This is a genomic window from Streptomyces sp. P9-2 (genome assembly GCF_051903975.1).
Classification (GTDB): Bacteria; Actinomycetota; Actinomycetes; order Streptomycetales; family Streptomycetaceae; genus Streptomyces; species Streptomyces cellulosae.
Genome location: NZ_CP192633.1, coordinates 3,979,667 through 4,005,265, shown reverse-complemented (window position 1 = coordinate 4,005,265; position 25,599 = coordinate 3,979,667). Strand labels below are relative to the sequence as shown.

The 25,599-nt window shown below is 71.1% G+C and carries 22 protein-coding genes; 4 read left to right on the top strand and 18 right to left on the bottom strand.

All coding sequences use genetic code 11. From position 1 onward, the window contains the following. Positions 1 to 6 precede the first annotated feature (6 nt). Positions 7 to 717, bottom strand: a complete 711-nt coding sequence (locus tag ACQY0Z_RS18385) for an MBL fold metallo-hydrolase (RefSeq protein ID WP_026243669.1) — start codon at positions 715 to 717, stop codon at positions 7 to 9. 183 nt (positions 718 to 900) lie between these two features. Here ACQY0Z_RS18385 and ACQY0Z_RS18380 point away from each other — a divergent pair, with 183 nt between their 5' ends. Together ACQY0Z_RS18380 and ACQY0Z_RS18375 are read left to right on the top strand one after the other, a co-directional pair. Next, positions 901 to 1,722, top strand: a complete 822-nt coding sequence (locus ACQY0Z_RS18380) for a peptidylprolyl isomerase (protein WP_439812545.1) — start codon at positions 901 to 903, stop codon at positions 1,720 to 1,722. Between the two features lie 137 nt (positions 1,723 to 1,859). Further along, positions 1,860 to 3,089, top strand: coding sequence for a DUF349 domain-containing protein (locus ACQY0Z_RS18375; RefSeq protein ID WP_189901306.1), 1,230 nt, complete (start codon positions 1,860 to 1,862; stop codon positions 3,087 to 3,089). A gap of 72 nt (positions 3,090 to 3,161) precedes the next feature. On the opposite strand, the gene relA is transcribed toward ACQY0Z_RS18375, so the two are convergent. From relA to pgsA, 15 genes are all read right to left on the bottom strand, one after another. Next, a complete protein-coding gene (gene relA / locus ACQY0Z_RS18370; protein ID WP_347225672.1) occupies positions 3,162 to 5,687 on the bottom strand; it encodes a GTP pyrophosphokinase in 2,526 nt (841 codons plus the stop codon). A 194-nt stretch (positions 5,688 to 5,881) separates the two neighbouring features. Beyond that, the gene (locus ACQY0Z_RS18365; RefSeq protein WP_254586537.1) at positions 5,882 to 6,430 is read right to left on the bottom strand and encodes an adenine phosphoribosyltransferase; all 549 of its coding nucleotides are present in this window, start codon (positions 6,428 to 6,430) and stop codon (positions 5,882 to 5,884) included. Then, positions 6,427 to 7,539 (bottom strand): protein translocase subunit SecF, encoded by a 1,113-nt coding sequence (gene secF, locus ACQY0Z_RS18360; protein WP_254586536.1) that lies wholly within the window; start codon positions 7,537 to 7,539, stop codon positions 6,427 to 6,429. Before secF ends, ACQY0Z_RS18365 begins: the two co-directional genes overlap by 4 nt. Before the next feature lie 3 nt (positions 7,540 to 7,542). After that, positions 7,543 to 9,339, bottom strand: a complete 1,797-nt coding sequence (gene secD, locus ACQY0Z_RS18355; RefSeq protein ID WP_439812544.1) for a protein translocase subunit SecD — start codon at positions 9,337 to 9,339, stop codon at positions 7,543 to 7,545. A 135-nt stretch (positions 9,340 to 9,474) separates the two neighbouring features. Then, a complete protein-coding gene (gene yajC / locus ACQY0Z_RS18350; protein ID WP_439812543.1) occupies positions 9,475 to 9,945 on the bottom strand; it encodes a preprotein translocase subunit YajC in 471 nt (156 codons plus the stop codon). A 165-nt stretch (positions 9,946 to 10,110) separates the two neighbouring features. Continuing rightward, positions 10,111 to 11,181 carry a Holliday junction branch migration DNA helicase RuvB gene (gene ruvB, locus ACQY0Z_RS18345; protein ID WP_189901313.1) on the bottom strand — a complete coding sequence of 357 codons (1,071 nt, stop codon included), beginning with the start codon at positions 11,179 to 11,181 and terminating at the stop codon, positions 10,111 to 10,113. A gap of 61 nt (positions 11,182 to 11,242) precedes the next feature. After that, positions 11,243 to 11,848 (bottom strand): Holliday junction branch migration protein RuvA, encoded by a 606-nt coding sequence (gene ruvA / locus ACQY0Z_RS18340; RefSeq protein WP_254586534.1) that lies wholly within the window; start codon positions 11,846 to 11,848, stop codon positions 11,243 to 11,245. Then, complete coding sequence (ruvC, locus tag ACQY0Z_RS18335; protein WP_189901317.1) at positions 11,845 to 12,423, bottom strand: crossover junction endodeoxyribonuclease RuvC; 579 nt, start codon at positions 12,421 to 12,423, stop codon at positions 11,845 to 11,847. Before ruvC ends, ruvA begins: the two co-directional genes overlap by 4 nt. Before the next feature lie 106 nt (positions 12,424 to 12,529). Next, positions 12,530 to 13,282: a YebC/PmpR family DNA-binding transcriptional regulator gene (locus tag ACQY0Z_RS18330; RefSeq protein ID WP_189901319.1), complete on the bottom strand. Its 753-nt coding sequence runs from the start codon at positions 13,280 to 13,282 to the stop codon at positions 12,530 to 12,532. A gap of 48 nt (positions 13,283 to 13,330) precedes the next feature. Beyond that, positions 13,331 to 13,936, bottom strand: coding sequence for a pyridoxal 5'-phosphate synthase glutaminase subunit PdxT (gene pdxT, locus ACQY0Z_RS18325; protein ID WP_189901321.1), 606 nt, complete (start codon positions 13,934 to 13,936; stop codon positions 13,331 to 13,333). Beyond that, positions 13,936 to 14,847, bottom strand: a complete 912-nt coding sequence (gene pdxS / locus ACQY0Z_RS18320; RefSeq protein ID WP_439812542.1) for a pyridoxal 5'-phosphate synthase lyase subunit PdxS — start codon at positions 14,845 to 14,847, stop codon at positions 13,936 to 13,938. Before pdxS ends, pdxT begins: the two co-directional genes overlap by 1 nt. 143 nt (positions 14,848 to 14,990) lie before the next feature. After that, positions 14,991 to 15,533, bottom strand: coding sequence for a hypothetical protein (locus tag ACQY0Z_RS18315; RefSeq protein ID WP_189901323.1), 543 nt, complete (start codon positions 15,531 to 15,533; stop codon positions 14,991 to 14,993). A gap of 151 nt (positions 15,534 to 15,684) precedes the next feature. Further along, the gene (locus ACQY0Z_RS18310) at positions 15,685 to 16,848 is read right to left on the bottom strand and encodes a glycosyltransferase family 4 protein (protein WP_189901325.1); all 1,164 of its coding nucleotides are present in this window, start codon (positions 16,846 to 16,848) and stop codon (positions 15,685 to 15,687) included. After that, the gene (locus ACQY0Z_RS18305; RefSeq protein ID WP_189901326.1) at positions 16,845 to 17,774 is read right to left on the bottom strand and encodes a phosphatidylinositol mannoside acyltransferase; all 930 of its coding nucleotides are present in this window, start codon (positions 17,772 to 17,774) and stop codon (positions 16,845 to 16,847) included. Before ACQY0Z_RS18305 ends, ACQY0Z_RS18310 begins: the two co-directional genes overlap by 4 nt. Then, entirely contained in the window at positions 17,771 to 18,499 is a 729-nt protein-coding gene (gene pgsA, locus ACQY0Z_RS18300; protein WP_189901537.1) for a phosphatidylinositol phosphate synthase, read from the bottom strand. The genes ACQY0Z_RS18305 and pgsA overlap by 4 nt, the downstream gene beginning before the upstream one ends. Positions 18,500 to 18,754: 255 nt before the next feature. Here pgsA and ACQY0Z_RS18295 point away from each other — a divergent pair, with 255 nt between their 5' ends. Together ACQY0Z_RS18295 and ACQY0Z_RS18290 are read left to right on the top strand one after the other, a co-directional pair. Continuing rightward, the gene (locus tag ACQY0Z_RS18295; RefSeq protein WP_189901328.1) at positions 18,755 to 20,953 is read left to right on the top strand and encodes an elongation factor G-like protein EF-G2; all 2,199 of its coding nucleotides are present in this window, start codon (positions 18,755 to 18,757) and stop codon (positions 20,951 to 20,953) included. 217 nt (positions 20,954 to 21,170) lie between these two features. Further along, complete coding sequence (locus tag ACQY0Z_RS18290) at positions 21,171 to 22,826, top strand: hypothetical protein (RefSeq protein WP_189901330.1); 1,656 nt, start codon at positions 21,171 to 21,173, stop codon at positions 22,824 to 22,826. A gap of 58 nt (positions 22,827 to 22,884) precedes the next feature. On the opposite strand, the gene ACQY0Z_RS18285 is transcribed toward ACQY0Z_RS18290, so the two are convergent. Further along, complete coding sequence (locus tag ACQY0Z_RS18285; RefSeq protein WP_026243670.1) at positions 22,885 to 23,433, bottom strand: HIT family protein; 549 nt, start codon at positions 23,431 to 23,433, stop codon at positions 22,885 to 22,887. Between the two features lie 154 nt (positions 23,434 to 23,587). Continuing rightward, a complete protein-coding gene (thrS, locus tag ACQY0Z_RS18280; RefSeq protein ID WP_254586531.1) occupies positions 23,588 to 25,564 on the bottom strand; it encodes a threonine--tRNA ligase in 1,977 nt (658 codons plus the stop codon). Positions 25,565 to 25,599 lie beyond the last annotated feature (35 nt).

The window sequence follows — 25,599 nt, the reverse complement described above, 5'->3', positions numbered from 1 at the left end:
TACTCGTCACATTCCTCGTCGGGGAGCCTCGGTCCGGGCTCCCGGGCCGGCGGCCACCTGCCGCAGATAGGGGTTGGTGGCGCGCTCCTGGCCGATGGTGGTCTGGGGGCCGTGGCCGGACAGCACCACGGTCGAGTCGTCGAGCGGCAGGCACACGCGGGCCAGCGAGTCGAGCATCTCGGCCATGTCACCGCCGGGCAGGTCGGTGCGTCCGATGGAGCCGGCGAACAGCAGGTCGCCCGAGAACATGACCGGCGGGATGTCGGCCGACTCGGGCAGGCTGAAGGTCACCGACCCCTTGGTATGGCCCGGGGCGTGCGCGACGGAGAACTCCAGACCGGCCAGCTTCAGCGCGGCGCCGTCGGTGAGCTCCTTGACGTCGTCCGGCTCCCCCACCGTCAGCTCCCCCATGAGCGGCATGCCGATGGCGCGGCCTATGCCCTTCTCCGGGTCGCTCATCATGTACCGGTCCTCGGGGTGGATCCAGGCGGGCACGTCGTGCGCGCCGCAGACCGGGACCACCGAGGCGACGTGGTCGATGTGGCCGTGGGTGAGGACGACGGCGACGGGCTTCAGCCGGTGCTTGCGGACCGCCTCCGCCACACCGTCGGCGGCCTGGTGGCCCGGGTCGATGATCACGCACTCCTCGCCGGCGGCGGGGGCGACGAGATAACAGTTCGTCCCCCATGCCCCGGCGGGGAACCCGGCAATGAGCACGATCGTCCTTCGTTTGTGTCGGTACGGGAGGCTTGCGACGGGCTGCGCCCGTGGTCAGAGCCTACCGGCGCTGCCGATTCCTCAGCGAACCCATATACGGTACGGGGCACACGCAGGCGGTCGGCTCACCGCACGCACGCACGCGTACCGGCCGGCACACGAGACGCATGAGGAGAGAACCCGGTGGTCAGCCAGGAGCAGCGGCGGCGTCAGCTCGCCCGGGAGAAGTTCTTGCGGCAGCAGCAGCGGCGTACCGAGGCGCGGCGCAAGGCGCGCGTCCGCAACGCGGTCATCGCGTCGGTGCTCGGTGTGACCCTGATCGGCAGCCTCGCGCTGTACACGACCGGGGTGCTCAAGCAGGACGACGACAAGACCAACGCGGCCGCGGAGGTCACGCCCGAGGCCGAGGAGCCCGGCAAGGCCCCGGACCCGTGCGAGAAGCCGGCCGCGGGCGAGGCCGGGAAGCAGACGTGGAAGAAGGAGCCGGCGATGTCGATCGACAAGTCGGCCGACTACACGATGAAGCTCGAGACCACCTGCGGGACGATAGACGTCGCGCTGAAGGCGTCGGCCGCCCCGCACACGGTCAACTCGTTCAACTTCCTCGCCGGCAAGGGCTACTTCGACCACACCAAGTGCCACCGGCTCACCACCGACGGCATCTACGTCCTGCAGTGCGGCGACCCCACGGGCACCGGCACCGGCGGTCCCGGCTACACGATCCCGGACGAGAACCTGAAGGACGCGAGCCTCAAGAACAACACCTACCCGGCGGGCACGGTCGCGATGGCCAACACCGGGCAGAAGGACAGTGGCGGCAGCCAGTTCTTCCTGGTCTACGAGGACAGCCAGCTTCCGCCCAGCTACACACCGTTCGGCACCGTCTCGGACGCGGGCCTGAAGGTTCTGAAGAAGATCGCCGACGCCGGGGAGAGCACCGGGGCCGGCGACGGGGCGCCCAACGCGACGGTCGTGATCGACAAGGCGACCGTCACCGCATCCTGAGCCCCAACTGCGTAATTTCGGTCGCGCGGGATGCGGACAGGCATCCCGTCGGTCGCCTATGTTGGCCGTGACGAAACTGTGGACGATGCCCGGGGGAGCACACAGGCCCCTCGACGGCATCATGTGGAGGAGGCGCTGTGAGCAGCGACCCGTGGGGCCGCGTCGACGAGACGGGGACCGTGTACGTGCGTACGGCCGACGGCGAGAAGGTCGTCGGTTCCTGGCAGGCCGGCTCCCCTGACGAGGCGCTGGCCTACTTCGAGCGCAAGTACGAGGGCCTGGTTGTCGAGATCGGCCTCCTCGAGAAGCGGGTGAGGACGACCGACCTGTCGTCCAAGGACGCCATGGCCGCGATCGACCATCTGCGCGAGCAGGTCGACGCCCATCACGCGGTCGGTGACCTGGACGCCCTCAGGGTCCGGCTGGACAAGCTCGTGGAGCTGGTCGAGAAGCGCCGCGAGGAGCGCAAGGCGCAGCGGGCCCGTCAGTCGGAGGAGGCGCGGCAGGCCAAGGAGGCGCTGGTCGCCGAGGCCGAGGAGCTGGCGCAGTCCGACCAGTGGCGGGCGGCCGGCGAGCGGCTGCGGGCCCTGGTGGACACCTGGAAGGGTCTGCCGCGGCTGGACCGCAAGTCCGACGACGAGCTGTGGCACCGGTTCTCGCACGCGCGGTCGGCGTTCTCCAAGCGGCGCAAGCAGCACTTCGCGCAGCTGGACGCGCAGCGCGAGGATGCCCGCCGGATCAAGGAGCAGCTGGTCGCCGAGGCCGAGGCGCTGTCCGGTTCGACGGACTGGGGCCCGACCGCGGCCCGGTACCGCGATCTGATGGCGCAGTGGAAGGCCGCGGGCCGTGCCCAGCGCGAGCACGAGGAAGAACTGTGGAACCGCTTCCGCGGCGCCCAGGACGTCTTCTTCGCGGCCCGTTCCTCGGTGTTCGCGGAGCGTGACGCGGAGCAGGCGGAGAACCTCAAGCTCAAGGAGGAGCTGGCCGGCGAGGCGGAGAAGCTCCTCCCGATCACGGATCTGAAGGCCGCCAGGGCCGCGTTCCGCGCGATCAACGAGCGCTGGGAGGCCATCGGCCATGTGCCGAGGGACGCCCGCCCGAAGGTCGAGGGCCGGATGCACGCCGTGGAGCGGGCGATCCAGGAGGCCGAGGAGGCCGAGTGGCGCCGGACCAACCCGGAGGCCCGTGCCCGGGCCGAGGGTCTGACCGGTCAGCTGCAGGCCGCCGTGGACAAGCTGAAGGGCCAGATCGAGCAGGCCCGCGCGCAGGGCAACACCGCGAAGGCGGAGAAGCTGGAGCGCGAGCTGGAGGGCCGCCAGGCCCTGCTGGACCAGGCCCTGAAGGGTCTCCAGGAGTTCGGCGGCTGACCCGGGCGACGAACACGAAGGGCCCGCCGTACCTCGGGTACGGCGGGCCCTTCCGTGTGTCTTCCCCGCGTCCTAGCCGCGGTTGCGGGCCGAGGTGACGCGGTAGACGTCGTAGACGCCCTCCACTCCGCGTACGGCCTTCAGGACGTGGCCCAGGTGCTTGGGGTCGCCCATCTCGAAGGTGAAGCGGGAGGTGGCGACCCGGTCGCGGGAGGTCTGGACGGCCGCGGACAGGATGTTGACGTGCTGGTCGGACAGCACGCGCGTGACGTCCGACAGCAGCCGGGAGCGGTCCAGCGCCTCGACCTGGATGGCGACGAGGAACACCGAGGACTGGGTGGGCGCCCACTCGACCTCGAGGATCCGCTCCGGCTCACGGGACAGCGAGTCGACGTTCACGCAGTCGCTGCGGTGGACCGAGACGCCGCTGCCGCGGGTGACGAAGCCGATGATCGGGTCTCCGGGCACCGGGGTGCAGCAGCGGGCCAGCTTGACCCACACGTCCTCGACGCCCTTGACGACGACGCCCGGGTCGGCGCTGGAGCGGCGCTTGCGGCGGCTGCGGGTGGGCGGGACCGACTCGTCGATCTCCTCGGTGGCCGCCTCCTCGCCGCCGAGGGCCTGCACCAGCTTCTGCACGATGTTCTGCGCGGAGACGTGCCCCTCGCCGATCGCCGCGTACAGCGCGGAGATGTCCGAGTAGCGCATCTCGTGGGCCAGCGTGACCAGCGAGTCGCCCGTGAGGATGCGCTGGATCGGCAGGTTCTGCTTGCGCATGGCGCGGACGATGGAGTCCTTGCCCTGCTCGATCGCCTCGTCGCGGCGCTCCTTGGAGAACCAGGCGCGGATCTTGTTGCGGGCGCGGGGCGACTTCACGAAGCCGAGCCAGTCGCGGGAGGGGCCCGCGCCGGCCGCCTTGGAGGTGAAGACCTCCACCAGGTCGCCGTTGTCCAGGGTCGACTCCAGCGGCACCAGACGGCCGTTGACCCGGGCGCCTATGGTGCGGTGGCCGACCTCGGTGTGCACCGCGTACGCGAAGTCCACCGGGGTGGCGCCCGCGGGCAGCGCTATGACGTCGCCCTTGGGGGTGAAGACGAAGACCTCGTTGCGCGAGAGGTCGAAGCGCAGCGACTCCAGGAACTCTCCCGGGTCCTCGGTCTCCTTCTGCCAGTCGAGGAGCTGCCGCAGCCACGCCATGTCGTTGAGGTGGTCGTCCTTGCTCTTGCCGGACGACTTGGGCGCGTCGGTGCGGATCTTGGAGGCGCCGGCGACGGCCTCCTGCTTGTACTTCCAGTGCGCGGCGATGCCGTACTCGGCGCGGCGGTGCATGTCGAACGTGCGGATCTGCAGCTCGACGGGCTTGCCGCCGGGGCCGATGACCGTCGTGTGCAGCGACTGGTACATGTTGAACTTGGGCATCGCGATGTAGTCCTTGAACCGGCCGGGGACCGGGTTCCATCGCGCGTGCACCGTGCCGAGGGCCGCGTAGCAGTCGCGGACGGTGTCCACGAGGACGCGGATGCCCACCAGGTCGTAGATCTCCGCGAAGTCACGGCCGCGGACGATCATCTTCTGGTAGACGCTGTAGTAGTGCTTGGGGCGTCCCGTGACCGTCGCCTTGATGCGGGCGGCCCGCAGGTCCTGCTGCACCTCGTCGGTGACGATGGCGAGGTACTCGTCGCGCTTGGGGGCGCGCTCGGCGACCAGGCGGACGATCTCGTCGTACATCTTGGGGTAGAGGATCGCGAAGGCGAGGTCCTCCAGCTCCCACTTGATGGTGTTCATGCCCAGGCGGTGGGCGAGCGGCGCGTAGATCTCGAGGGTCTCGCGCGCCTTCTTCTCCTGCTTCTCGCGCTTGAGGTAGCGCATGGTGCGCATGTTGTGCAGGCGGTCCGCGAGCTTGATGACCAGGACGCGGGGGTCCTTGGCCATGGCGACGACCATCTTGCGCACGGTCTCGGCCTGGGCGGCCTCGCCGAACTTGACCTTGTCCAGCTTGGTGACGCCGTCGACGAGCAGCGCGACCACGTCGCCGAAGTCGCGGCGCAGGTCCTCCAGGCCGTACTCGGTGTCCTCGACCGTGTCGTGCAGCAGGCCCGCCATCAGCGTGGCCGGGTCCATGCCGAGCTCGGCGAGGATGGTGGTCACCGCGAGCGGGTGCGTGATGTACGGGTCGCCGCTCTTGCGCTTCTGGCCGCGGTGCCAGCGCTCGGCGACCTGGTAGGCCCGCTCGATCTGGCGCAGCGTGGCGTTCTCGATCTTCGGGTCGTTGCTCCGGACGATCCGCAGCAGCGGCTCCAGCACCGGGTTGTACGGGTTGGCCCGCTGGACGCCGAGCCGGGCCAGGCGGGCGCGGACGCGGTTGGAGGAGCCGGAGCGGGGCTGGCCGGTGTTGGGCCGGGCCAGGGACGCGGAGCGCTCGGGCGGGGACGGCTTGGGATGCGGCTGCTCGGGCTTGTCCACGGGAGCCCCCTGGGCACGCTGGACCGGCCCGCGGGTGTCGTTCTTCGCCTGGGGCGTGTCCGGCGCGGGCTTGGCCGCCGGCGCCGAGGCGGGCTCGGGCTTGGCGGCGGTCAGGTGCTGGGCCTCGTCTGGCAAGAGGGCTCCTCGTGCGCGATCCGGGTCCCCCGGTCAGGCTCCGGAGACCCCATGGTAGCGAGCCCGGGCCCGCCGAACGTCTCCGGAGCGGTGTGAGGACCGTCAACAGGAGAAACGCACGAGGCGGACGCCGGATTCCTCCGGGTCCGCCTGCGTGCTGTTTCCGGGGCCGTCTCCGGCGCCCCAGGGGTTTCTCAGACCGTGAGCAGCGCCTCCAGCGGGGCGCCCGCCAGGGCGGGCTCGAGCCGGGCCCGGCCGTCGAGGAAGCCGAGCTCCATCAGCACCGCGAGGCCCGCGACCTCGGCGCCCGCCCTGCGGATGAGCTGCACGGACGCCTCGGCGGTGCCGCCGGTGGCCAGGACGTCGTCGACGACCAGGACGCGGTCCTCGGCGCCGAGGTCCTCCGCGTGGACCTCGATCTCCGCCGAGCCGTACTCCAGGTCGTACGACTGCCTGAGGGTGGCCCCGGGGAGCTTGCCCGCCTTGCGGACGGGGATGAAGCCGAGGCCGGCGCGGACGGCGACCGGGGCGCCCAGGATGAACCCGCGGGCCTCCAGGCCGACGATCTTGGTGGCGTCGGCCCGGCGGGCGACGTCCGCGAGGGCCTCGGTGAGCGCGTCGAACGCCTTGGGGTCGGCCAGGAGCGGGGTGATGTCCTTGAACATCACGCCCGGCTCCGGGTAGTCCGCCACGTCCCGGATGCGGCTCAGCAGCAGGGCGGACAGGTCGGCGTGGTCGCTCATCGGCGCTTCCCCGAGGGTCGGCCGCGGCCACGGGCACGGGACGCGGGCTGGTTGCGGGGCCCGACGACCGCCGCCGCGACGTCGGGCTCGTCCTGGTCGTCATCGGTCATGAGGGCGTCTTGGCCCTCGTCCGGGTCGCCGCCCTGGGCGCGCTTGGCCAGCACGCGCTTCTTCAGGCTCTTCATGGCCGGCTCGCGCTCCTTGAGGTCGGCGACGAGCGGGGTGGCGATGAAGATCGAGGAGTACGCGCCTGCGGCGAGGCCCACGAACAGCGACAGGGAGATGTCGTTCAGCATGCCGGCGCCGAGGACGCCGCCGCCGATGAACAGCAGGCCCGCCACCGGGAGCAGCGCGACCACCGTGGTGTTGACCGACCGCACCAGGGTGCTGTTGATCGACCGGTTGGCGATCTCGCTGTAGGTCCAGCGGGTCTGCTTGGTGATGTCCTTGGTCTGTTCCTTGAGGCTGTCGAAGACGACCACCGTGTCGTACAGCGAGTAGCCGAGGATGGTGAGCAGACCGATCACCGTACCGGGGGTGACCTCGAAGCCGACGAGGGCGTAGATCCCGACCGTGATGGTGATGTCGTGGATCAGCGCGACGAACGCGGCCAGCGCCATGCGCCACTCGAAGGCGATCGCCAGGTAGATCACCACCAGGATCAGGAAGATCCCCAGGCCCTGCCAGGCCTTGTTGGCGATCTGCTCACCCCAGCTCGGGCCGACCAGTTCGGCGTTGATCTTCTCGGCGTCGACCTTCAGGTCCTCGGCGAGCCGCTCCTTGATGGTGTCCGAGGTCTTGGTGTCGATGCCCGCGACCTGGATGCGCATGCTGCCGTCGCCGAGCTTCTGGACGATGGCGTCGTGGCCGGAGGCGTCCTCCGCGTAGTCCTCGGCGGTGGACACCGAGACGCTCATGTTCTTCGGGGTGGTGAAGACCGCGCCGCCCTGGAACTCGATGCCCATGTGCAGGCCGCGCACCGCCAGGCCGACGATGGCCGTGATGGTGATGAGGATCGAGATGCCGTACCAGATCTTGCGGTTCTTGACGAAGTCGTAGCCGATCTCGCCGTGGTGCAGTCGGGCGCCGAGGGTGCCGAGCTTCGACATCTCTCACGCCTCCTTCGTCTGGGCAGGGGCGGAGGGACGACGGGTGCGGCGCAGCGGCGGTTTCGCGCCCAGCGCCTTCGGGTCGAGACCGGACCACTTGTGGCCGCTCGCGAAGAACGTGCGGCGGGCCATCAGCGTCAGCAGCGGCTTGGTGAAGAGGAACACCACCACGACGTCGAGGACGGTGGTCAGACCCAGGGTGAACGCGAAGCCCTGCACCTTGCCGACGGTGACCACGAAGAGCACCGCGGCGGCGAGGAAGGACACGAAGTCGGAGACCAGGATGGTGCGCCGGGCGCGCGGCCAGGCCCGCTCCACGGAGGGGCGCAGGGAGCGGCCCTCGCGGATCTCGTCCCGGACCCGTTCGAAGTAGACGATGAACGAGTCCGCCGTGATGCCGATGGCGACGATGGCGCCGCAGACGGCCGGCAGGTTCAGCGCGAAGCCGATGGTCGGGCCGAGCAGCGCCATGATCACGTAGGTGAGGGCCGCGGAGACCATCAGCGACGCGATCGCGATGAACGACAGACCGCGGTAGTAGAAGAGCAGGTACAGGATCACCAGCGCGAGGCCGATGGCGCCGGCGATCAGACCGGCCTGGAGCTGCTCGCCGCCGAGGGCGGCGGTGACGGTGGTGACGCTGTCCTCGCGGAAGGTCAGCGGCAGGGCGCCGTAGGACAGCATGTTGGCCAGTTCCTGCGCCGACTGCTGGTTGAAGTTGCCGGAGATCTCGGCGTTGCCGCCGGTCAGGGCCTGCCGGACGTACGGGTCGGAGACGACCTCGCCGTCCAGGACGATCGCGAACTGGTTCTGCGGGGACTGCTTCTGCGCGAGCTGGCCGGTGATGTCGGCGAACTTCTTGGAGCCCTCACCCGTGAACTTCATGGTCACGGTCCAGCCGGCGCCGGAGGTGGTGTTCAGGACGGCGTCGGCCTCGTCGACGTCGGTGCCGTCGACGGCGGCCGGGCCGAGGATGTACTTCTGCCACTGGCCCTGGCTGTTCTGGCCGCAGGCGACGGTGGAATCGGTCGCCTTGGCGCCGTCGCCGGCCGTGGCGCGGACGCTCTCCTTGGTGCAGTCGAGCTTGGCGTACGCGGCCTGGAGCTCGGCGTCGGGGTCGTCGGACGCGCCGCCCGTCGCGGACGGGGAGGGGCTGGCCTTGTCCGTGGCGGCGGGGCTCTCGTCGGCCTTCAGGGCGTCGGTGACCGCGCGGCCCTGGGTGGTGGCGCTCGCCGAGGGGTCGGCGGACGCGGAGGAGCCGTCGGTGGCCTCCTCGCTCGCGCCGTCCGTCGCCTTGTCCCCCTTGTCGCCGGCCTTGTCGTCGGCCTTGTCGCCGGAGGGGGCGGCGGAGGGCTCACCGGTCGCGCTGGGCTGCGGGGCGGCGCCGCCGTCGGCCAGCTCGGTGGCGATCACGGGACGGAAGTAGAGCTTGGCGGTGGTGCCGACCTGTTCCCGGGCCTGCTTGGAATTCGTGCCCTTGGGAATGTTGACGATGATGTTGCGGTCGCCCTGCGTCTGGACCTCGGCCTCGGAGACGCCCAGACCGTTGACACGCCGCTCCATGATGGAGACCGCGGTGTCCATGTTGGTCTTGTTGATCGCGGACTCCTGGCCCGCCTCGGGGACCGCTGCCAGCGTGATGCTCGTTCCGCCGGCCAGGTCGATGCCGAGACGCGGAGTGGTGTGCCCGGAGGCGAACATCCCTCCGGTGAGCGCCACGATGGCGATAAGGATCAGAGCCAGCGAGCGCCACGGCTTGCTTGTGGCGCTCGCGTTCCGTCCCTTTTTGAGTGCTGCCACCTTCTCGTACTCCCTCTCGGGCCGCCTCGTCCCCGGTCGGGAGGCCGGCGGCCATGACATGGTGTCGGGATGATCCCGTGCGAGCCGGGCATGGCCCGGGGCGCGCGGGCTTCACCCGCGCGCCCCGGAACGCGGCTACTTCGCGTCGGAGTCGCCCTCGGACTTCTTCGCGCGCGCGTCCGCCGTGGCGTCGGCCGGCTCGTCCTCCGCGTCCTTCTTGCCGAGGTCGACAGGCGTGTCGTCGGAGTCGGAGGCGTCGTCGGTCTCGGTGAGGGAGGAGGCGTCGTCGGGGACGACGTCGGCGTCGGACTTCAGGTCGTGCTCGATGCCGTGCACGATCCGGTTGTACTCCTCGTCGGTCAGGACGGCACCGATCGAGTTCTTGGCGAACAGCAGCTCCACACCAGGCCCGGCGTCGAGGAGGACGGTGTCCTCGTTGACCTCCTTGACCGTGGCGTACATGCCCCCGATCGTGCGGACGCCGGAACCGGGCTGCATCTGGTTCCGCATCTCGATGGCCTGCTGCTGCTTCTTCTTGGCCGACCGGGTCATCAGGAACATGGCCCCGATGAGCACAATGAACGGGAGGAGGGTCAGGAGACTCACGGGTCGGAACTTCCTTCACACGACCGCGTTGGTGAACGGCCTGATGGTTGGGGGTATGTGGTGCCGCCGGCAAGGGCGGCATCGGCGGAGTCTAAGCGAGTCCGCACCAACGGAACAACGCTCAGCATGGCACCGGGGTTCCTGCCCGGGCCAGCGTGCTCGCCGTCACGCCCCGAACAGGTCCCCTTGTCCGTTTCCGGCGGCCTGCGGGCGCGGCGGCGTGAGGCCGAGATGCGACCATGCCGCGGGCGTCGCCACCCGTCCCCGCGGGGTACGGGCGAGCAGCCCCTCCCGGACCAGGAAGGGCTCGGCCACCTCCTCCACGGTCTCACGCTCCTCCCCCACCGCGACGGCGAGCGTGGACAGGCCGACCGGGCCGCCGCCGAACAGCTTCAGCAGCGCCTCCAGCACCGCCCGGTCCAGCCGGTCCAGGCCCCGGGCGTCCACCTCGTACACCGCGAGGGCCGCGGCGGCGACGTCCTTGGTGATCCGGCCGTCCGCCTTGACCTGCGCGTAGTCCCGGACGCGGCGCAGCAGGCGGTTGGCGATGCGGGGCGTGCCGCGGGAGCGTCCGGCGATCTCGGCGGCGCCCTCGGCGTCGATCTCCACGTCGAGCAGGCTCGCCGAACGGTGGACGACCCGCTCCAGCTCCCCGGGCTCGTAGAACTCCATGTGCGCGGTGAAGCCGAAGCGGTCGCGCAGCGGGGGCGGCAGCAGGCCGGCCCGGGTGGTGGCGCCGACCAGGGTGAAGGGCGGCAGCTCCAGCGGGATGGCGGTGGCGCCGGGGCCCTTGCCGACGATCACGTCGACGCGGAAGTCCTCCATCGCCATGTAGAGCATCTCCTCGGCGGGCCGGGACATGCGGTGGATCTCGTCGAGGAAGAGGACCTCGCCCTCCTGGAGGGAGGAGAGGATCGCGGCGAGGTCGCCGGCGTGCTGGATGGCCGGTCCCGAGGTGATGCGGATGGGGGCGCCCATCTCCGCTGCGATGATCATGGAGAGGGTGGTCTTGCCGAGGCCGGGGGCGCCGGAGAGCAGCACGTGGTCGGCGGTGGCGCCGCGGGCGCGGGCGGCGCGCAGCACCAGGTCGAGCTGCTCGCGGACCTTCTCCTGGCCGATGAACTCGCCCAGGTCCTTGGGGCGCAGCGCGGCCTCGACGGCCTGGTCCTCGCGGTCGGCGACCGATTCCACCAGCCGCTCGGAGGCGGCGGTGTCGTTCGTGTCGTCCCAGTTCATGTGCGTGTGCCTCAGCTCTCCGTACGGACTCGGGCGCGGTCGTGGGCCGGCGGGCGGCGGTCTATCGGGCGCGGTTCAGCGTCTGCAGGGCGGCCTTGAGCAGCTGCCCCACCGGTACGGCGCCCTCGGCGGCCTCCGCCTGGGGGGTCACTGCGGCCACCGCCTCGTCGGCCTCGCGGGTCGCGTACCCCAGGCCGATGAGGGCCGCGTGCAGCTGGTCGCGCCAGCCGGAGGCGACGGGCGCGCCGACCGCGGGGGCGCCGATGGGCTCGCCGAGCCGGTCCTTCAGTTCGAGGAGGAGCTTCTGGGCGCCCTTCCTGCCGATGCCGGGGACGGCCGTGAGCGCCTTCTCGTCGCCCGTGGCCACCGCGCGGCGCAGGGCGTCGGGGCTGTGCACGGCGAGCATGGCCTGGGCGAGCCGGGGGCCGACGCCGCTGGCGGTCTGGAGCAGCTCGAAGACCTGGCGGCCGTCCTCGTCGGCGAAGCCGTACAGCGTGAGGGAGTCCTCGCGGACGACGAGGGAGGTGGCGAGCTTCGCGGGCTGTCCGACGCGGAGCGTGGACAGCGTGTCCGGCGTGCACCGGACGGCCATGCCGACGCCGCCGACCTCGACCACCGCGGTGTCGGGGGTGAGGGCGGCGACCGTGCCGCTGACGAAGGCGATCATGCCGTACGGCCTTTCGATGCGTGACGGGCCGCGGGGGCCCGGGGTGTGGTCGGCGGGGTGCGCGCCGCGTGGGCGGCGACGGCCTGCTGGAGGCGGTTCTGGGCGGGGGCGCGCCAGATGTGGCAGATGGCGAGCGCGAGGGCGTCGGCGGCGTCGGCCGGCCTGGGCGGGGCGTCGAGCCGCAGCAGGCGGGTCACCATGGCTCCGACCTGGGCCTTGTCGGCGCGGCCCGAGCCGGTGACGGCGGCCTTGACCTCGCTGGGCGTGTGCAGCGCGACGGGGATGCCCCGCCGGGAGGCGCAGAGGATGGCGACGGCGCTGGCCTGGGCGGTGCCCATCACCGTGCGCACGTTGTGCTGGCTGAAGACGCGCTCCACGGCGACGAACTCCGGGCGGTGCTCGTCGAGCCACCGCTCCAGGCCCTGCTCGACGGCGACCAGGCGGTGCCCGAGGTCGGCGTCGGCGGGCGTGCGGACGACTCCCACGCCGAGCATGGTCAGCGGGCGTCCCGCGACCCCTTCGACGACGCCGACACCGCACCGGGTCAGCCCCGGGTCCACCCCCAGTACGCGCACGCGTCGCCCCCTTGCTCGATCACCTGTTTGTGCAGGCTATCGGGTGCCACCGACAAAGCGGCGGGCCGACGGGGTGTGTCCCGTCGGCCCGCCGCCGCGATACGCGTCAGGCGTCGACCTTCTCCATGATCTCGTCGCTCACGTCGAAGTTGGCGAAGACGTTCTGCACGTCGTCGCTGTCCTCCAGCGCGTCGATGAGCTTGAAGATCTTCTTCGCGCCCTCCTCGTCCAGCTGGACCTGCATGGTCGGGACGAAGTTGGCATCGGCCGACTCGTAGTCGATGCCGGCGTCCTGGAGCGCGGTGCGGACCGCGACCAGGTCGGTCGGCTCGCTGATCACCTCGAAGCTCTCACCGAGGTCGTTGACCTCCTCGGCGCCCGCGTCGAGCACGGCGGCGAGGACGTCGTCCTCGGTCAGCTCGCCCTTGGGGACGATCACCACGCCCTTGCGGTTGAAGAGGTACGACACCGAGCCCGGGTCGGCCATGGAGCCGCCGTTGCGGGTCATCGCGACGCGGACGTCGGAGGCGGCGCGGTTGCGGTTGTCGGTGAGGCACTCGATGAGCACCGCGACGCCGTTGGGACCGTAGCCCTCGTACATGATCGTCTCGTAGTCGGCGCCGCCGGCCTCGAGGCCCGCGCCGCGCTTGACCGCGGAGTCGATGTTCTTGTTGGGAACCGACTGCTTCTTCGCCTTCTGGATGGCGTCGTACAGCGTCGGGTTGCCGTCGGGATCGGCTCCGCCCATCCGGGCCGCGACCTCGATGTTCTTGATGAGCTTCGCGAAGAGCTTGCCGCGCTTGGCGTCGATCACGGCCTTCTTGTGCTTCGTCGTGGCCCATTTAGAGTGGCCGGACATCTGCCTGTCTCCTTCGCGTAACCCATCTCTGCAACGAACGCAGGAATCCTACAAGGACTCGCCCCGCCGGCTGGCCCGCACCATGTCGGTGAAGAGGCGGTGCACCCGGTGGTCGCCGGTCAGCTCCGGGTGGAACGACGTCGCCAGCGCGTTGCCCTGGCGGACCGCGACGATGTGACCACCGTGCTCGGCGAGCACCTCGGCGGACGCGCCGACGGACTCCACCCAGGGGGCGCGGATGAAGACGCCCTCGACGGGATCCCCGGAGATCCCCTTGACCTCGACGGCGGCCTCGAAGGACTCGTTCTGCCGTCCGAAGGCGTTGCGGCGCACGATCATGTCGATGCCGCCGACGGTCTCCTGCCCGGAGCGCGGGTCGAGGATCTTGTCGGCGAGCATGATCATGCCGGCGCAGGTGCCGTAGACGGGCATGCCGGCGCGCACGCGGGCGCGCAGGGGCTCCATCAGGCCGAAGAGCACGGCCAGCTTGGAGATCGTGGTGGACTCCCCGCCCGGGATCACCAGGCCGTCGGCCTCGGCGAGCTCCTCGGGGCGGCGGACGGGCCTGGCCACGGCGTCCGCCGCGGCCAGGGCCACCAGATGCTCCCGTACGTCACCCTGGAGTGCGAGCACTCCGATCACGGGAGCGGTCATCACCAGCCCCGGCTGGCGTAGCGCTCGGTCTCGGGCAGGGTGTCGCAGTTGATGCCGACCATGGCCTCGCCGAGGTTGCGGGACGCGTCCGCGATGATCTTCGGGTCGTCGTAGAAGGTGGTCGCCTTCACGATGGCCGCGGCGCGCTTGGCGGGGTCGCCGGACTTGAAGATGCCGGAGCCGACGAAGACGCCCTCGGCGCCGAGCTGGCGCATCAGCGCGGCGTCGGCGGGGGTGGCGACACCGCCGGCGGAGAACAGCACGACGGGCAGCTTGCCCAGCTCGGCGACCTCCTTGACCAGCTCGTACGGGGCGCGCAGCTCCTTGGCGGCGGCGTACAGCTCGTTGTTGTCGTAGCCGCGCAGCCGGGCGATCTCGTTCTTGATCTGGCGCAGGTGGCGGACGGCCTCGACGACGTTGCCGGTGCCGGCCTCGCCCTTGGAGCGGATCATCGCGGCGCCCTCGGCAATGCGGCGCAGGGCCTCGCCCAGGTTGGTGGCGCCGCAGACGAAGGGGGTGGTGAACGCCCACTTGTCCGAGTGGTTGACCTCGTCGGCCGGGGTGAGGACCTCGGACTCGTCGATGTAGTCGACGCCGAGCGACTGGAGCACCTGGGCCTCGACGAAGTGGCCGATGCGGGACTTCGCCATCACCGGGATGGACACGGCGTCGATGATGCCCTCGATCATGTCCGGGTCGGACATACGGGCCACACCGCCGTCCTTGCGGATGTCGGCCGGGACGCGCTCCAGGGCCATGACGGCGACGGCGCCCGCGTCCTCGGCGATCTTCGCCTGCTCCGGCGTGACGACGTCCATGATCACGCCGCCCTTGAGCTGCTCGGCCATGCCGCGCTTCACGCGCGCGGTGCCGGTCTCGGGACCCTGGTTTTCGGAGAGCGTGCTGGACACGAATGACCTCGCTGGGATGAGGGGGATTCTGCAGCACCGAGGAAACGTGACCGGAGCAGGCCACAGCAAGGGCCAATGATGAGCCGGTGGCCCGTTTTCGGTCGGGAGAGGGGTGCCGGGTGGCCGGAAACCGCCGGCAGGCCTCAGGCGGCGCGCTCGATCAGCGCGGCCGGGGGTTCGTCGTCCATCTCGAACGCCATCGGGAACGGGGCGTGTCCGGCCAGCCGGAACCAGCGGACCTTGCGGTGCAGGCGCAGGGCGCGGGCGGCGCGCACGGCGTCGTTGTGGAAGCGGCGGGCCATGGGGACCCGGCGGACGGCCTCGGCGAGTTCGAGGGCGGCCTCCTCTCCCCCGGGGGCCTCCTTCACCGCGTCCACCTGCTGGGGGTCGGCGAAGACCGCCCGCAGGGCCTGGCTCAGCTCGCTCTCGGCGACCTCGCGCTGCTCCTCGACGGCCTGCCTCGCGGCGTGGGCGGCCTCGTACAGCACGATCGACGCGGCGGGGTCGAGCACACCGGAGGTGGCCAGTTCCTGCGCCACGGAGGCACGGCGCAGGAGTTGCGCGTCGAGCGCGGCCCGGGCGGCGTCGATCCGGGCGTGCAGCCGGTCCAGCCGGCCCGCCGTCCAACTGAGGTACAGCCCTACGGCGATGAGGACGACGAGGATCCAGATGAGGGTTGGGGTCACGGGCGGCAAGGCTAGTACCGGCCGCGCCGGGTTCCTGTCGTGGGGCTGCGCCCCGGGGCGCGGTTGCGACGCCGGGTGCGGCCCGTCGGGGGCCGGTCGCGCAGTTCCCCGCGCCCCTCAGGGCGTTCACCCCGCCGGTGTCGGCGAGGGCTCAGTCCCGGGCCAGGCCCAGGCGGGCCCTCAGGCCCGTCGCCCTGTCGTCCGTCGCCACCGCCGCCGCGCCCGCCGTCACCGTCTCGTAGACCGACAGGATGTCCGCCCCCACCGTCGACCAGTCGAAGCGCCGTACATGCGCGCTCCCCCGCGCCCGGAGTTCCTCCCGGCGCTCCGGGTCGCCCAGCAGCCGCACCGCCGCGTCCGCGAGCGCGTCCGCGTCCTCGTTGGTGAAGAGCTCCCCCGCCGCCCCCTGATCCAGGACCTGGGCGAAGGCGTCCAAATCAGACGCCAGCACCGGCGCCCCCGCCGACATCGCCTCGACGAGGATGATCCCGAAGCTCTCCCCTCCCGTGTTCGGCGCCACGTACAGGTCCACGCTCCGCAGCAGCCGCGCCTTGTCCTCGTCGCTGATCATGCCGAGGAACTCGACGCGGGAGCGGAGTTCCCTCGGCAGGTCCTCCACGGCCTCCTTCTCGTCGCCGCGGCCCGCGACCAGCAGCCGCGTCTGCGGCCGGGCCGCGAGGATCTTCGGCAGGGCCCGCATGAGCACCGGCAGCCCCTTGCGCGGCTCGTCGATGCGGCCGATGAAGCCGATGGTGTCGCCCTGCCACTCGGGCCTGGGCTCGGCCTTGGCGAAGAAGTCGACGTCGACGCCGTTGGGGATGACGACGGCGTCCCCGCCCAGGTGCTCCACCAGCGTGCGCCGGGCGTACTCGCTCACCGCGATCCGCGCGCTGATCTTCTCCAGGGCGGCCTGGAGGATGGCGTACGCGGCGATCATCGCCTTGGAGCGCGGGTTGGAGGTGTGGAAGGTCGCCACCAGCGGCCCCTGCGCCGCCCAGCAGGTCAGCAGGCCCAGCGACGGCGAGGACGGCTCGTGGATGTGCACCACGTCGAAGGAGCCGTCGTGCAGCCAGCGCCGTACCCGCGCGGCGGACAGGAACCCGAAGTTCAGCCGGGCCACCGAGCCGTTGTACGGCACCGGCACCGCGCGCCCCGCGGAGACGACGTACGGGGGCAGCGGGGTGTCGTCGTCGGCCGGGGCGAGGACGGACACCTCGTGCCCCTGGCGGATGAAGTACTCGGCCAGGTCGCGGATGTGGAACTGGACGCCGCCCGGCACGTCCCAGGAGTACGGGCAGACGATGCCGATCCTCACGCCGTGCCCTCCCGGTCCCGCCCGGGGGCGCGCGCGGGGTCGAGGTCCTCGGTCCACAACCGCTGCAGCATGTGCCAGTCCTCCGGATGCTCGGCGATTCCCGTGGCGAAGGCGTCGGCCAGCGCCTGTGTCATCACAGACGTCTTCTCGGCGCGCGTACCTGACGCGGGAACCTCGACCGGGGGATGCACGCGGCCCTGCATCACGGGCGGCTCGTCGTACCAGAGGGTCACGGGCAGCAGCCGCGCGCCGGTCTGCTGGGCCAGCAGGGCGGGCCCCGCGGGCATGCGGGCGGTGTGGCCGAAGAAGTCCACCTCGACACCCGAGGCGGACAGGTCGCGGTCGGCGACCAGACAGACCAGGCCGCCGTCGCGCAGCCGCCGGGCGAGCGTGCCGAAGGCGGAGCCGCCGCTGTGCGGGAGGACCTCCATGCCGAGGCCCTCGCGGTAGGCGACGAACCGGTCGTACAGCGTCTCCGGCTTCAGGCGCTCGGCGACGGTGGTGAACGGTATTCCGAGCTGGGTGGTGACCCAGGCGCCGGCGAGGTCCCAGTTGGCGAGGTGCGGCAGCGCAAGCACGACGCCCTTGCCTGCCTCCATGCCTTCGTTGAGGTGGTGCAGGTCCTTCGGCGAGAAGGACTCGGCGATCCGCTCCGGGCTCCAGACGGGCAGCCGGAAGGACTCCATCCAGTACCGCAGGTACGACCGCATCCCCGCGCGGGACAGCTCCGCGAGCCGCTCGGGGGTCGCGTCGGGCACCACGCGCGCGTAGTTGCTCTCCAGCCGCCGCACCCCCTTGCCGCGCTGCTTCCAGGCGGCGTCGGCGATGGTCCGGCCGAGGCGTCCGGCGACCGGCTCGGGCAGCTTCTTCACGGTGCCCCAGCCCGCGCCGTACAGGGCGTCGGTGAGCCTCTCCCCGGCGCTCACTGGGCGGCCTCGCTCCCCTGCTGCGCCTGCTGCTCCGCGGCCTCCGCCTCGGCGGATTCGCGGCGCACGGTGACCACGCGCTGGACCAGCGTGACGAGGCTGCCGACGGCGACCGCCCACAGGGCGACCGGCAGCAGGTACTGGATGCCGGGCACGCCGAACGCGTGCATGCCCGCGAGCCCGGCCGCGACCAGCGAGATCACCAGCCGCTCGGCCCGCTCCACCAGCCCGTTGACGGCGACCGGAAGCCCGATCGACTCGCCGCGCGCCTTGGTGTACGACACCACCTGGCCGCTGGCGAGGCAGAAGATCGACACCGCGCACAGCACGTTGTCGTCGCCGGAGCCCGCGTACCAGAGGGCGAAGCCGCCGAAGACCGCGCCGTCGGCGACCCGGTCCAGGGTGGAGTCCAGGAAGGCGCCCCAGCGGCTGGAACGGCCCAGCTGCCGGGCCATGTTGCCGTCGACCAGGTCGGAGAACACGAACAGCGTGATCACGACCGTGCCCCAGAAGAACTCGCCGCGCGGATAGAACACCAGCGCGCCGGCCACCACGCCCGCGGTGCCGATGAGCGTGACCGTGTCCGGGCTGACCCCCCGCCGGATGAGAAACGCGGCGAACGGTGTGAGGACACGCGTGAAGAATGCACGCGCGTACTTGTTCAGCATGGCCTTCCCGACGGTCGGTGTGGCCGTGCGGCCCCTGCTGGCCACCGGCGGGCCCATCGTAGTCACCGAGCGCGGGCGTGGCTGCGGGGCACCCGGACCGCCGCGCACGGGCCGCCGCGGCGCCACGCCGGGACCGGGGCCACGGCGGGGATCACGTCCTTCGTATGGACGCGCCGTGACGGGAGTGGAAAGCTCGAAGAACCGCGGGCGCCGCCGGAGCCGCACCGCAGGCGATGCCCCCGGACGGGGTCCGGGGAAGGCTTCCACGGGTCCGCGCCCACAGTGACCTCACCGTGCACGGGAGGCAGGATCATGGGCGACAAGGCGCACACACACCCCGGGGCCGCCGGCAGGGCACAGGCGGCCGACCGCCCCACGTCCGTACGGAACGTGGTGCTGGTCGGCCACTCCGGATCGGGCAAGACGACTCTGGTGGAGGCCCTCGCGCTGACCGCGGGGGCGGTGAACCGGGCGGGCCGCGTGGAGGACGGCGGCACCGTCTCCGACTACGACGAGATCGAGCACCGGCAGCAGCGTTCGGTGCAGCTCTCCCTGGTGCCGGCGGAATGGAACGGCATCAAGGTCAACCTTCTGGACACCCCCGGCTACGCCGACTTCGTCGGGGAGCTCAGGGCCGGTCTGCGAGCGGCGGACGCGGCCCTTTTCGTCGTCTCGGCCGCGGACGGCGTGGACGGCTCGACCCGCATGGTGTGGGACGAGTGCGCGGCGGTCGGCATGCCCCGCGCCATCGTGATCACGCACCTGGAGGCGGCCCGCGCCGACTTCGAGGAGATGACCCGGGTCTGCGCGCGGACCTTCGGCGGGGACGACCCGGACGCGGTGCTGCCGCTCTACCTGCCGCTGCGCGGCCCCGAGGGGCCGGACGGACACGCGCCGGTGACCGGTCTGATCGGGCTGCTGACACGCAAGCTGTTCGACTACTCCAGCGGCGAGCGCGTGGCCGACGAGCCGGTCGGGGACCAGGTGCCGCTGATCGAGGAGGCACGCGGCCGGCTGATCGAGGGGATCATCTCCGAGAGCGAGGACGAGACCCTCATGGACCGCTACCTCGGCGGTGAGGACGTCGACGTCAAGACGCTGATCGACGACGCGGAGCGCGCGGTGGCGCGGGGTGTCTTCTTCCCCGTCCTGGCCGCCGCGCCCGCCGCCCCCGGAGCCCGCCAGGGACTCGGCACGGTGGAGCTGCTCGACCTGATCACGGGCGGCTTCCCGACCCCGCTGGAGCACGGCACCCCGCAGGTGACCACGCCCGACGGCAGGCCGCGCGAGCTGACGCCGTGCGACCCGGACGCCCCGCTGGTCGCGGAGGTCGTGAAGACGTCCTCCGACCCCTACGTGGGTCGGCTGTCGCTGGTGCGGGTCTTCTCCGGGACGCTGCGCGCCGACCAGACCGTGCACGTCTCCGGGCACGGGATGACCGACCGGGGTCACGAGGACCACGACGTCGACGAGCGGGTCGGCGCGCTGTCCACGCCGTTCGGCAAGGTGCAGCGGCCCGTGTCGCACGTCATCGCGGGCGACCTGGCATGCGTGGCGAAGCTGTCCCGCGCGGAGACCGGCGACACCCTGTCCTCGAAGGACGATCCGCTCCTCATGGAGCCGTGGGAGATGCCGGACCCGCTGCTGCCGCTGGCCATCGAGGCGCACAGCAAGGCCGACGAGGACAAACTGTCCCAGGGGCTGTCCCGCCTGGTGGCCGAGGACCCGACGATGCGGCTCGAACAGAACCAGGACACCCACCAGGTGGTGCTGTGGTGTCTCGGCGAGGCGCACGCCGACGTGGCGCTGGAGCGGCTGCGCAGCCGGTACGGCGTGCAGGTCGACGTGGTGCCGCACCGGGTGTCGCTGCGCGAGACGTTCGGTACCGAGGCGTCCGGGCGCGGACGGCACGTCAAACAGTCCGGCGGGCACGGGCAGTTCGCGATCTGCGAGATCGAGGTGGAGCCGCTGCCGAACGGCTCCGGCATCGAGTTCGTGGACAAGGTCGTCGGCGGCGCCGTGCCGCGGCAGTTCATCCCGTCGGTGGAGAAGGGCGTAAGGGCCCAGGCGCAGAAGGGAGTCGCGGCGGGGCATCCGCTCGTCGACGTACGGGTGACGCTGCTGGACGGCAAGGCGCACTCGGTGGACTCCTCGGACGCCGCGTTCCAGACGGCGGGCGCGCTGGCGCTGCGTGAGGCCGCGGCGGACACGAAGATCCATCTGCTGGAGCCGGTGGCCGAGGTGTCCGTGCTGGTCGGCGACGACTACGTGGGCGCCGTGATGAGCGATCTGTCCGGGCGCCGCGGCCGGGTGCTGGGCACCGAGCAGTCGCCCGGCGGGCGCACGCTGATCCGGGCGGAGGTGCCGGAGATCGAGATCGGCCGGTACGCGGTCGACCTGCGGTCGCTGTCGCACGGCACCGCGCGCTTCAGCCGCCGCTACGTCCGCCACGAACCGATGCCGCCGCAGGTCGCGGAACGGGTCAAGAGGGAGGCGCACGCCGCCTCCTGACGCGCCGGGCGCCCGCCGGTCACTCCGGCGGGCGCCCGTGTGCGCGGGCGCGCCTCCGCTTCACTCCCCGACGCCTCCCCCGTACCGGAGAACGGCTTGGAACGACCCCCGGCGGACGGCGGTGGCTGCCTATACGCTGAACACCTGATCAACAGGTGTGCGCAGCACGGAAGTCGGGAAGGCCGCAAGACGACAGTCGCGGCGATCGGGGGCGGGAATGACCGTTGAGAGCGGTTACGCGGAGTTCTTCGGTCCGCAGGTACCGCGCACGGGCGACGAGGGCCAGACGCCCACGTTCGCGCTGGCCTCGGCGGCGTACCGGGACAACGAGGCCGAGGAGATACTCAAGGCCAACAGCGAGTGGCACAAGTCGGAGGTGGGCAAGCCGCGGATCAAGCTGTTCCGGCCCAACCTGGGCGAGGCGTTCTCCCGGGCGATCATCGACCGGATGCTGGGCTCCGGCCGCGCCCCGCTCATCCAGTCCTTCGGCACCCAGCCCCAGGTGGTCGTGGAGCACGCGCTGGCGGCCCACCGCATCCGCCGCGAGCGCGACAACTGGCTGACCGCCGTGATGGTGCTGTGCGGGCTGCTGTTCCTGCCCGGCCTGCTCGTCTGGCTGCTGGTGTTCCAGATCCGCACGACCATGGCCAAGCGCGACGACAAGCGGGCCGGAGCGCTCGCCACCGCCCTGCTGGTGGGCGTCGGCGCGCTCGCCGTGCTGTTCCTGCTGCGCATGCCGTTCACCGGGTTCTGGGCCTGGTACGCGCGCGCGGCGGTCGTGGCCCCGGTGCTGGGCTGGTTCTGGGCCAAGCAGATCTGCGAGCGCACGGCCCGCGACCTGCGGGAACGCTGGGACAGCCTGCTGTCCGGCAGCAGCATCGGCGCCAAGGTGCCCGAGGCGGTGCCGAGCAGCCCCGGCGAGACGGCGGCCGAGCAGCTGCGCCAGTCGCTTGCCCGGCTCAGCGCCGAGCAGCAGTCCAACTCCGTCTTCTACGCCGGCCCCAAGGGCATTCTCGGGATGGGCACCCGCTGGGGCAGCTGGCAGCTCGCCGAGGACCTGGTGCCCGCCGACCCCGGCCGGGAGATCCACCCGTTCCGCAGCTGGGACGTCATCAAGGCCATCCACGACCGTTTGCGCATGCTGGAGCGCGGTCCGCTGAACACGGGCGGCTTCCCCAAGCCGTCGATACGCCACTGGATCGTCACCCCCGTCGGGGAGAACGCCACGGCGGTCACCCGGCCCGAGGGCACGGACGTCGAGGCGTACCAGGTGAAGCAGCACGCCGTGCAGGAGATCTGCAACAAGCAGCAGTTCGGCGCGGGCGACCGGCACTACCTGGGCGTGCAGTGGACCCTGTGGGACGGCCAGCTGGTGATCACGATGCTGATCACGGTGACCGTGCTGCACGAGACGCTGCGCATCGAGGTCACCGGACACGCCCTGGGCCCGGTGCACTCCCTGTTCACCACCAAGCCGGCGGCGAAGGAGAAGGAGGTCCAGAAGTCGATCAAGTTCTGGGAGACCCGGAAGATCAAGCTCCCGCTGGTCGACTCGGACGAGGTGGTACGCCTGGCCGCCCGCGCGCCCCTGACCAAGTACCCGCCGCTGCTGTACTGGCTGGGCGGCAAGCTGACCCTGCCCGAGCCGTTCGGGCTGCGGCACGCCTGGGCGGACAAGCCCTGGCGGCACCGGTTCATGGCGGACGACGCGCTGCGGGCGGCGACGCCGGTGCTGCGCGTGGTGCACTCCGCGGCGATCAAGGTGCTGGAGGAGAACGGCGTGGACACCACGAAGTTCGGCTCCCGCTCGTCGTCCTTGTCCACGGCGGTCCAGGAGGCGACGCCGAGCAAGGCCGACCTGTACGACGCGTAGCCGGAAGACGGGCGGGGTGTGCCGCTGCGGGGCCCCGCCCGTCTTCCGGTACAGGGGGTCAGGCCGCCGGCCAGGCCTCCGCGAGCATCTTGCGGGTGTCGGCCAGCAGCTGCGGCAGCACCTTGGTGTGGCCGATGACCGGCATGAAGTTGGTGTCGCCGCCCCAGCGCGGGACGACGTGCTGGTGGAGGTGGGCGGCGATGCCCGCGCCCGCGACCGTGCCCTGGTTCATGCCGATGTTGAAGCCGTGCGCGCCCGACGCCGTGCGCAGCGCCGTCATCGCCTGCTTGGTGAGCGCGGCGAGCTCCGCCGTCTCCTCGACGGTCAGCTCGGTGTAGTCGGCCACGTGCCGGTACGGCACGGTCATCAGATGGCCGCCCGTGTACGGATACAGGTTGAGCACCGCGTACACCAGCTCACCGCGGCGCAGGATCAGCCCGTCCTCGTCGGACGCGGCCGGGAGGGAACAGAAGGGGCAGCCGTCGCCGGCACCGGGGCCGCTCGGCTTGTTCTCGCCCTGGATGTAGGCCATCCGGTGGGGCGTCCACAGACGCTGGAACGCGTCCTGCGTGCCCACTCCCAACTGCTGCTCCGGCTCACTCGTCATGCGTGCAGCATATGGCGTGACCGCGGGGAGGCGGCAAAAAGGCCCCCGGGTCGTACCCGGGGGCCTCGAAGCCCCGCTGCGGCGGCGAGCACGGCACCTTGTGCTTGTGGGCCTTCCGCATCTTCGGGCCATCCCCGCTGACGCGGGGAGTGGATCACACGTGCACGCGGCGCTCCACGACGTCAACGAGCTTCGCCAGCGCTTCGTCACGCGGGATGCCGTTCTCCTGCGAGCCATCGCGGTACCGGAACGACACCGTGCCCGCGTTCATGTCGTCGTCACCCACGATGATCATGAACGGGACCTTCTGCCGCTGCGCCGTCCTGATCTTCTTCTGCATACGGTCCGAGGAGGAGTCGACCTCCACGCGCAGGCCCTTCTGCTTGGCCTCGGCGGCGAACTTCTCCAAGTACTCGACGTGGGCGTCACCCACGGGGATGCCCACCGCCTGCACCGGCGCCAGCCACGCCGGGAACGCGCCCGCGTAGTGCTCCAGGAGCACCGCGAAGAACCGCTCGATGGAGCCGAACAGCGCGCGGTGGATCATGACCGGGCGCTGCTTGGAGCCGTCCGGACCCGTGTACTCCAGGTCGAAGCGCTCCGGCAGGTTGAAGTCGAGCTGGATGGTCGACATCTGCCAGGTGCGGCCGATGGCGTCCTTCGCCTGCACGGAGATCTTCGGGCCGTAGAAGGCGGCGCCGCCCGGGTCCGGGACCAGCGGCAGGCCCTGCTTCTCGGCGACCTGGCGCAGCGTCTCGGTCGCCTCCTCCCAGGCCTCGTCCGAGCCGACGAACTTCTCCGGGTCCTTGGTGGACAGCTCCAGGTAGAAGTCGGTGAGGCCGTAGTCGCGCAGCAGGTTCAGGACGAAGGTGAGGGTCTTGTCGAGCTCCTCGGACATCTGCTCACGCGTGCAGTAGATGTGCGCGTCGTCCTGGGTGAAGCCGCGGGCCCGGGTCAGGCCGTGCACGACGCCCGACTTCTCGTACCGGTACACGGTCCCGAACTCGAAGAGGCGCAGCGGCAGTTCGCGGTAGGAGCGGCCTCGCGCGTCGAAGATCAGGTTGTGCATCGGGCAGTTCATGGGCTTGAGGTAGTAGTCCACGCCCTCGTCGAGCTGCATGGGCGGGTACATGCCGTCGGCGTACCAGTCCAGGTGGCCCGAGGTCTCGAAGAGCTTCCCCTTGGTCGCGTGCGGGGTGTAGACGAACTCGTAGCCCTCCTCCTCGTGCCGGCGGCGCGAGTAGTCCTCCATGACCCGGCGGATGATGCCGCCCTTGGGGTGGAAGACGGCGAGGCCGGAGCCGATCTGCTCGGGGATGGAGAACAGGTCGAGCTCGGCGCCCAGCTTGCGGTGGTCGCGCTTCTCCGCCTCGGCGAGGAACTCCAGGTGCGCCTTCAGCTCCTCCTTGGAGGGCCAGGCGGTGCCGTAGATGCGCTGGAGCATCGGGTTCTTCTCGCTGCCGCGCCAGTAGGCGGCCGCGTTGCGCATCAGCTTGAACGCCGGGATGTTCCGGGTGGTGGGCAGGTGGGGACCGCGGCAGAGGTCCTTCCAGCACAGCTCGCCGGTCTTGGGGTCGATGTTGTCGTAGATCGTCAGCTCGCCGGCGCCGACCTCGACGTCCGCTCCGTCGTCGTGCGAGGCGGAGCCTTTGAGGCCGATCAGCTCCAGCTTGTACGGCTCGTCGGCGAGCTCCTCGCGGGCGGCCTCGTCGGTCACCACACGGCGGGAGAAGCGCTGGCCGCGCTTCTGGATCTCCTGCATCTTCTTCTCGATGGCCTTGAGATCCTCGGGCGTGAACGGCTTCTCCACGTCGAAGTCGTAGTAGAAGCCGTCCTTGACCGGCGGGCCGATGCCCAGCTTGGCCTCGGGGAACAGCTCCTGCACGGCCTGGGCCATCACGTGCGCGGTGGAGTGGCGCAGGATGTTGAGGCCGTCCTCGGAGGAGATGTCGACGCCCTCGACGGTCTCGCCGTCCTGGACCTGGTACGAGAGGTCCTTGAGTTCGCCGTCCACCCGCGCGGCGATGATCGAGCGCTCGCCGGCGAAGAGCTCGGCGGCCGTAGTGCCCGTCGTCACCACGCGTTCTTCCCGCTCGGAATCGCGCTGGATGATCACACGGACGTCTGACACCGGTCTCTCCTGACTGAAGGCTGTGGTCGCGGCGC

Excerpts from the sequence above, each read along its gene's own strand:
- ruvA (WP_254586534.1), bottom strand. The coding sequence starts at position 11,848 with ATGATCGCCTTCGTCAGCGGCACGGTCGCCGCCCTCACCCCCGACACC.
- ACQY0Z_RS18330 (WP_189901319.1), bottom strand. The coding sequence starts at position 13,282 with ATGTCCGGCCACTCTAAATGGGCCACGACGAAGCACAAGAAGGCCGTG.
- ACQY0Z_RS18295 (WP_189901328.1), top strand. The coding sequence starts at position 18,755 with ATGGGCGACAAGGCGCACACACACCCCGGGGCCGCCGGCAGGGCACAG.
- pdxT (WP_189901321.1), bottom strand. The coding sequence starts at position 13,936 with ATGACCGCTCCCGTGATCGGAGTGCTCGCACTCCAGGGTGACGTACGG.
- ruvB (WP_189901313.1), bottom strand. The coding sequence starts at position 11,181 with ATGAACTGGGACGACACGAACGACACCGCCGCCTCCGAGCGGCTGGTG.
- pgsA (WP_189901537.1), bottom strand. The coding sequence starts at position 18,499 with ATGGGCCCGCCGGTGGCCAGCAGGGGCCGCACGGCCACACCGACCGTC.
- ACQY0Z_RS18285 (WP_026243670.1), bottom strand. The coding sequence starts at position 23,433 with ATGACGAGTGAGCCGGAGCAGCAGTTGGGAGTGGGCACGCAGGACGCG.
- ACQY0Z_RS18365 (WP_254586537.1), bottom strand. The coding sequence starts at position 6,430 with ATGAGCGACCACGCCGACCTGTCCGCCCTGCTGCTGAGCCGCATCCGG.
- ACQY0Z_RS18290 (WP_189901330.1), top strand. The coding sequence starts at position 21,171 with ATGACCGTTGAGAGCGGTTACGCGGAGTTCTTCGGTCCGCAGGTACCG.
- secF (WP_254586536.1), bottom strand. The coding sequence starts at position 7,539 with ATGTCGAAGCTCGGCACCCTCGGCGCCCGACTGCACCACGGCGAGATC.